Here is a 6,438-nt window from a genome sequence, read left to right as displayed (position 1 = left end):
CCGGCGGGCCGGCCCGCCGGAGAAGGGCGGCCCCACCCCGGACGCCCGGAGTCCGCGACTCCCTCCACGACCGCTTCGGCACCCTCGCCCCGCCCCTCTCGTACCGAAACCGCTACAAGCTCGCGCGAGCGCCAGACCGCCGAGGGGGCGGACGAACCGGTACGCGAGGAGGATCCGTCGCCGCCCGAGGCGGCGCCCGCCAGCCTGCCCGCCGCGGCGCCCGACCTTTCGGCCGAGGCCTCGCCCGCCCTCGTCGACCAGCGGATTCCCGTCCTCACCCTGGGCGTGGGGCTGGCCCTGATGGGGCTCGGCATCGGCTTCCTCGGGCTCCGGATGCGCCGCCGCTGACCCTCCACCGGGACCGCCGGGTCCCCCTTGAGTCGGACCCGGCGCTTCCGTCTCAGGACGGTTGTCCACGTCGGCATACCGGGTATACATACTGAGTATGTCGATCCGCCACGGGCTCCTCGCCCTCCTCGAACGCGGCCCTCGCTACGGCTCCCAGCTCCGTACGGAGTTCGAGTCCCGCACCGGCTCCACCTGGCCGCTCAACGTCGGCCAGGTCTACACGACCCTCAACCGTCTCGAACGCGACGGCATGGTCGCCCAGGGCGGCGAGGACCCGGCCGGGCACACCCTCTACGCGATCACCGACAGCGGCCGCGCCGAGCTCAGGACCTGGTTCGAGAAGCCGGTGGACCGCACCAGCCCCGCCCGCGACGAGCTGGCCATCAAGCTCGCCATGGCCGTGGGTGCGCCCGGCGTCGACATCCGCGACGTCATCCAGTCCCAGCGCCGGCACACCGTGAAGGCGATGCAGGACTACACCCGGCTCAAGGCTCAGGCCCTGCTCGCCGTCGAGGGCGGCGGGGCGCGGGAGCGGGACGACGTGGCCTGGCTGCTCGTCCTGGAGCAGCTGATCTTCCAGACCGAGGCGGAGGCCCGCTGGCTGGACCACTGCGAGTCCCGGCTGATCCGCCTGTCGGGGACGGCCGCCGCGGGGACCACCCCGGCGACGCGGACCGCCGCAGCCGCCCCGGCGGCCCCGACCTCTTCGGCAACCGCCCCGGTGGCCCCGGCCGCTCCGGGCACCCCGGCCTCGTAGCCCACTTCGACCACCGGTACGCCCGGGGCGCGTCGACCGCACGCGCGCGCCCCGCCCCGTACCGCCGGCGCACCACCTTCCACCGCACGCTCCCGTACCCGGCCCGACCGCCGCGTACGGCCGAAAACGGGGGGACCCCTCCATGACCGCACAGCAGCCCGTGCTGCAACTCCAGAACCTGACCCGCGTCCACGGCGCGGGCGCCACCGAGGTGCACGCCCTGCGCGGCATCGACCTCGCCGTGTACCCCGGTGAACTCGTCGCCGTCATGGGCCCGTCGGGCTCCGGCAAGTCCACGCTGCTCACCATCGCGGGCGGCCTGGACACCCCCACCTCGGGCCGGGTGATCGTCGAGGACACCGACATCACCGCCGCGAGCGTCAAGCAGCTCGCCGCCCTGCGCCGCCGCAGCATCGGGTACGTCTTCCAGGACTACAACCTCATCCCGGCCCTGACCGCCGCCGAGAACGTCGCCCTGCCCCGCGAGCTGGACGGGACCTCCGCCCGCAAGGCGCGCGTCGAGGCCCTCGCCGCCCTGGAGGAGATGGGGCTCGGCCACCTCGCCGACCGCTTCCCCGACGAGATGTCCGGCGGCCAGCAGCAGCGCGTGGCCATCGCCCGCGCCCTGGTCGGCGACCGTCGGCTCGTCCTCGCCGACGAGCCGACCGGCGCGCTGGACTCCGAGACCGGCGAGTCCGTGCTCGCCCTGCTCCGCTCCCGCTGCGACGCGGGCGCAGCCGGTGTCCTCGTCACCCACGAGCCGCGGTTCGCGGCCTGGGCCGACCGGGTCGTGTTCCTCCGGGACGGTGCCATCGTCGACCAGACCGTGCGCAGCGAGGCCGATTCGCTCCTGTCGGGTCAGGTGGCCGAGGCGTGAAGACCTGGCTCCACTCCTGGCGGGCCGCGATCCGCATAGCCCGGCGCGACGCCTGGCGTGCCAAGGGCCGCAGCGCCCTCGTCCTCGCGATGATCGCGCTGCCCATCCTGGGCGTCAGCGCCCTCGATCTGACCTACCGCAGCTCCGAACTCTCCCCCGCCGAGCGGGTGGAGCGGTCGATCGGCGCGGCCGACGCCCGCTTCAGGGACGCCAACGTCGGCGGCGTCCCGATCCTCCAGGACCCGGCCGGCGAGATGAGCACGCCGGTCAAGGACTACAAGGAGGAGCCGTGGCCGAGCGGCCCCACCGACGTCACCAGGACGATCCCCGCGGGCTCCACCGTCCTCACGGACAGCGAGGGTTCGGCCAAGCTGACGACGGCCCACGGTCTGCTCGGGACCGAGGTGCGTGAGCTCAAGGCGTCCGACCCGATAGCCCGCGGCATCATGACGCTCCTGAAGGGGCGTTTCCCGGAGAAGAACGACGAGGTCATGGCGACCTCGCACTTCCTGGAGACGAGTGGTCTGTCGGTCGGCTCGACCCTTTCCGCCCGCAATTTCGATCGCCCGTACCGGATCGTCGGCTCCTACGAACTTCCCGACTCTCTCGACACGGACCAGGTCAACGCGCTGCCCGGCGCCTTCCTCGCCCCGTACGCGAAGGCGGTCGAGAAGGCCGGTCTGCCCGCGCCCGACGTCTCCGTCTCGTACCTGGTGCGCAAGTCCGGTGGTTTCACGTGGAACACCGTCCAGGAGATCAACGCCAAGGGTGTCACCGTCACCTCGCGCGCCGTGGTGCTCGACCCGCCCGCCAAGTCCGACGTGCCGCTCAACCAGAAGGAAGGCTTCGGCGGTTACACGTCCAGTCCGGGGGCCGAAGCCGCCGACCTGGCCGCCCTCGCCACCGTCGTCGGCCTGGCGATGCTGGAGATCTGCCTCCTCGCCGGGCCCGCGTTCGCGGTCGGCGCCCGCCGCTCGCGCCGCCAGCTCGGTCTGGTCGGGGCCAACGGCGGCGCCCGCAGCCACATCCGGGCCATCGTGCTCAGCGGCGGCCTGGTCATCGGCGTCGCGGCCGCCGTCACCGGCATCGTCCTCGCGCTGATCCTGACCCTGGTGCTGCAGCCGGTCCTGGAAGACACCATGGGTCAGCGGTTCGGGGCCTTCGACATCCGGCCCCTCGAACTGCTCGGCATCGCGCTGCTCGCGGTCCTGACCGGTCTGCTCGCCGCGATCGTCCCCGCCTTCACCGCCTCCCGGCAGACCGTCCTCTCCTCGCTCACCGGCCGGCGCGGGGTCCGCCGCAGCAGCCGGGTGCTGCCCGTGATCGGCCTGGTGGCCCTGCTCCTCGGCGGCGCGGTCGCCCTCTTCGGCTCGATGGTCTCCCGGCAGGTCGCCCTCGTGGCGGCCGGCTCCGCCCTCGCCGAGCTGGGGGTCGTCGCCATGACCCCGGCCCTGGTGGGCCTGTTCGGGCGGACCGGCCGCTGGCTTCCGCTCTCCCCGCGCCTCGCGCTGCGGGACGCCGTCCGCAACCGGGGCCGTACGGCACCCGCCGTCGCCGCCGTCCTCGCCGCCGTCGCCGGCACGGTCGCCGTCTCCACGTACATGACCAGCAGCGAGGCCCAGAAGAGGGCCGAGTACGAGGCCACGCTGCCGTACGGCGTGGCCGCCGCCTTCGTCCAGGAGGAGGGCGGCCGGGACGTCCCCGCCGTCCGCGAGGCGATCCAGCGCGACTTCCCCGTGAACGTCCGCGCCGACGTCGGTCGTATCTCGGTCGGCAAGCCCGGCTGCTCGCCCTGGGGCGAGGGCGCAGGCTGCGGCCGCTACGAGGTGGTCGTCCCCCCGGCGAACGAGTGCCCGCTCAACGCGGCGGTCCCGGGCGGCGGCGACCCCTCGGAGAAGTACACGCCCGAGCAGCGGCGAAAGATGCTCACCGACGACTGGCGGTGCAAGGAGTCCGCAAGCGGCGGGATGTGGGTCTCCGACGGCGGCCTGATCGTCGGTGACGCCAAGCTGCTCCAGGTCCTCGGCGTCGACGACCCCGCGACCGTGAAGGCCCTCACCGACGGGAAGATCGTCGCCTTCAACCGCGCCCTGGTCGACGGGAAGGGCACCGTCGGGATCAAGCAGATCACCGACATCGCCGCCGCCGACAAGGCCTCCGAGCTGGGCCGCCCCGCACCCGGCAAGGTCAGCTCCGTGCCCGCCTACCTGGTGCCCGGCGACCAGAAGTCCTACGGCGTCCAGGCCCTCATGACCCCGGCCACCGCCAAGGCCGCCGGCCTCTCCACGGTGCCGATGGGCGTGTACGCCAGCACCGACCGGCTCCCGGACGGCGAGCAGCGCCAGAAGCTCGACAGCGACCTCGCCAAGCTCGGCAGCAACGTCGAACTGCACCTGGAGGAAGGCTTCGTCAACGAGTACGGCATCGTCCTGCTCTCGCTGGCCATCTTCGCGGGCCTGGTCACCATCGGCGCCGCCGGCATCGCCACCGGGCTCGCCCAGGCCGACGCCGAGGCCGACCTGAAGACGCTCGCCGCCGTGGGCGCCCCGCCCCGGGTCCGCCGCACGCTCAGCGGATTCCAGTGCGGAGTCGTCGCCGCGATGGGCGTGGTCCTCGGCTCGGCCGCCGGACTGCTGCCCGCGGTCGGACTCCGGCTCACCGAGCAGCGCGACGAGCTCCGCTACTACGAGCAGAGCATCGCCGAGGGCTGGACCGCCGACCTCACCCCGCCGGAGGTGCCGATCGTCGTCCCCTGGGAGACCCTGGCCGGCCTGCTCGTCGCCGTCCCGCTCGGCGCCGCGCTCCTCGCCGCCCTGGTGACCCGCTCGCGCGGCGCGCTGGCCCGGCGCGCGGCGACCTGACGGTCTTCGTTCCCGTCCCGTGCCCCTGTACGAGGGTGGATCACCCCCGTACAGGGGCACACCCTGTGATGACGCGTGTGTACGAGAGAATGGCGGCATGGAGATGCCGAGGAATGACAGGTCGCAGGAGAGCCCCCAGGTCCTCATCGTGGGACAGGACGGGATGGCCCTCGGCGGCGCTCAGGGCGACGACGAACCCCGCGAGGTCCCGGTGACGGAAATGGTCGAGCAGCCTGCGAAGGTCATGCGGATCGGCAGCATGATCAAGCAGCTCCTGGAGGAAGTACGGGCGGCCCCTCTGGACGAGGCGAGCCGGGTCAGGCTCAAGGACATCCACGCCAGCTCCGTGAAGGAGCTGGAGGACGGGCTCGCACCCGAGCTCGTCGAGGAACTGGAGCGGCTCTCCCTGCCGTTCACGGACGAGGCGATTCCCTCCGAGGCGGAGCTGCGCATCGCGCAGGCGCAGCTCGTGGGCTGGCTCGAAGGCCTGTTCCACGGCATCCAGACGGCTCTGTTCGCGCAGCAGATGGCGGCCCGTGCCCAGCTGGAGCAGATGCGCCGCGCGCTGCCTCCGGGCGCGTCGCACGACGATGACGACGACCACGGCCACGGCCACGCGGTCCGCTCGGGACCGTACCTGTAGGTCACTCCGCACGAGGAAAGGGCCCGGCACACACGGTGTGCCGGGCCCTTCTCCGCACCACGGGTGCCGGGCGCAGATGCCGACGGCGCCGGGCGCCGATGCCCGCGGTGCCGGGCGCCCGCGGAGCCGGGCGCCGATGTCGACGGTGCCGAGCGCCCATGGCGGCGGTACCGGGCGCCTGCGCCGACGGTGCCGGACGCCCCCGTGCCAGCGGTGCCGGGCGCCCCCGCGCCGACGGTGCCGGGCGTCCCCGCACCAGCGGTGCCAGGCGCCCCGCACCAGCGGTGCCAGGCGCCCCGCGCCGACGGTGCCAGGCGTCCCGCGCCGGCGGTGCCGGCGGCACCGGTGCTGTCGGCCGCTTGCGGGTGTCAGGCGCCCGGGACGAGCAGCAGCACCTTGCCGACGTGACCGCCCTCCTCAAGCGCCCGGTGTCCCTCGGCGGCCTCCGGCATCGGCACCGTCCGGTCGACGACCGGACGGACCGTGCCCGCGCCGATCAGCGGCCAGACGTGCTCCCGTACGGCCGCGACGATCGCCGCCTTCTCCTGCGCCGGACGGGACCGCAGCGTGGTCGCCAGGACGGCGGCGCGCTTCGCGAGCAGCGCCCCGAGGTTCAGCTCGCCCTTCACCCCACCCTGGAGGCCGATGACGACCAGGCGGCCGTTCACGGCGAGCGCCTTCACGTTCCGCTCCAGGTACTTGGCGCCCACGATGTCCAGGATGACGTCCGCGCCCGCCCCGTCCGTCGCCTTCGCCAGCTCCTCGACGAAGTCCTGCTCGCGGTAGTCGATGAGGACTCCGTCCGGTCGTCGACCGGACGGTGCCGATGCCGGAGGCCGCCGAGGGACACCGGGCGCTTGAGGAGGGCGGTCACGTCGGCAAGGTGCTGCTGCTCGTCCCGGGCGCCTGACACCCGCCCGCCACCCACACCACCCGTGCCGCCGTCCCCGCC

General features: G+C 73.6%; 5 protein-coding genes and 2 pseudogenes. 6 read left to right on the top strand and 1 reads right to left on the bottom strand.

Annotation, left to right across the window (positions count from 1 at the left end; all coding sequences use genetic code 11):
• The 5 genes from CCN56_RS13705 to CCN56_RS13685 form a co-directional block, all read left to right on the top strand.
• Positions 1-348 (top strand): hypothetical protein (locus CCN56_RS13705; protein WP_086826819.1); only part of this gene is annotated, 348 nt, incomplete at its 5' end.
• 97 nt (positions 349-445) lie between these two features.
• On the top strand, positions 446-1,105 hold the full coding sequence (locus CCN56_RS13700) for a PadR family transcriptional regulator (protein WP_086826818.1): 660 nt from the start codon (positions 446-448) through the stop codon (positions 1,103-1,105).
• 142 nt (positions 1,106-1,247) lie between these two features.
• Positions 1,248-1,982, top strand: a complete 735-nt coding sequence (locus tag CCN56_RS13695) for an ABC transporter ATP-binding protein (protein WP_086826816.1) — start codon at positions 1,248-1,250, stop codon at positions 1,980-1,982.
• Complete coding sequence (locus tag CCN56_RS13690) at positions 1,979-4,843, top strand: FtsX-like permease family protein (protein WP_086826815.1); 2,865 nt, start codon at positions 1,979-1,981, stop codon at positions 4,841-4,843. Before CCN56_RS13695 ends, CCN56_RS13690 begins: the two co-directional genes overlap by 4 nt.
• Positions 4,844-4,940: 97 nt before the next feature.
• The gene (locus CCN56_RS13685; RefSeq protein ID WP_086826813.1) at positions 4,941-5,486 is read left to right on the top strand and encodes a bacterial proteasome activator family protein; all 546 of its coding nucleotides are present in this window, start codon (positions 4,941-4,943) and stop codon (positions 5,484-5,486) included.
• 368 nt (positions 5,487-5,854) lie between these two features.
• On the opposite strand, the pseudogene CCN56_RS13675 reads toward CCN56_RS13685, so the two are convergent.
• Positions 5,855-6,283 (bottom strand): annotated as a pseudogene (locus CCN56_RS13675) (zinc-binding dehydrogenase); the annotation flags it as partial.
• On the opposite strand from CCN56_RS13675, the pseudogene CCN56_RS13670 reads away from it, so the two are divergent.
• Positions 6,283-6,396: pseudogene (locus CCN56_RS13670) on the top strand (zinc-binding dehydrogenase); the annotation flags it as partial. The pseudogenes CCN56_RS13675 and CCN56_RS13670 sit on opposite strands and share 1 nt — an antisense overlap.
• Positions 6,397-6,438 lie beyond the last annotated feature (42 nt).

Source organism: Streptomyces sp. NRRL B-24572, assembly GCF_002156145.1.
Taxonomy (GTDB): Bacteria; Actinomycetota; Actinomycetes; order Streptomycetales; family Streptomycetaceae; genus Streptomyces; species Streptomyces vietnamensis.
Note: the sequence above shows the minus strand (reverse complement) of the source record. Positions and strands in the feature narration are given on the sequence as shown.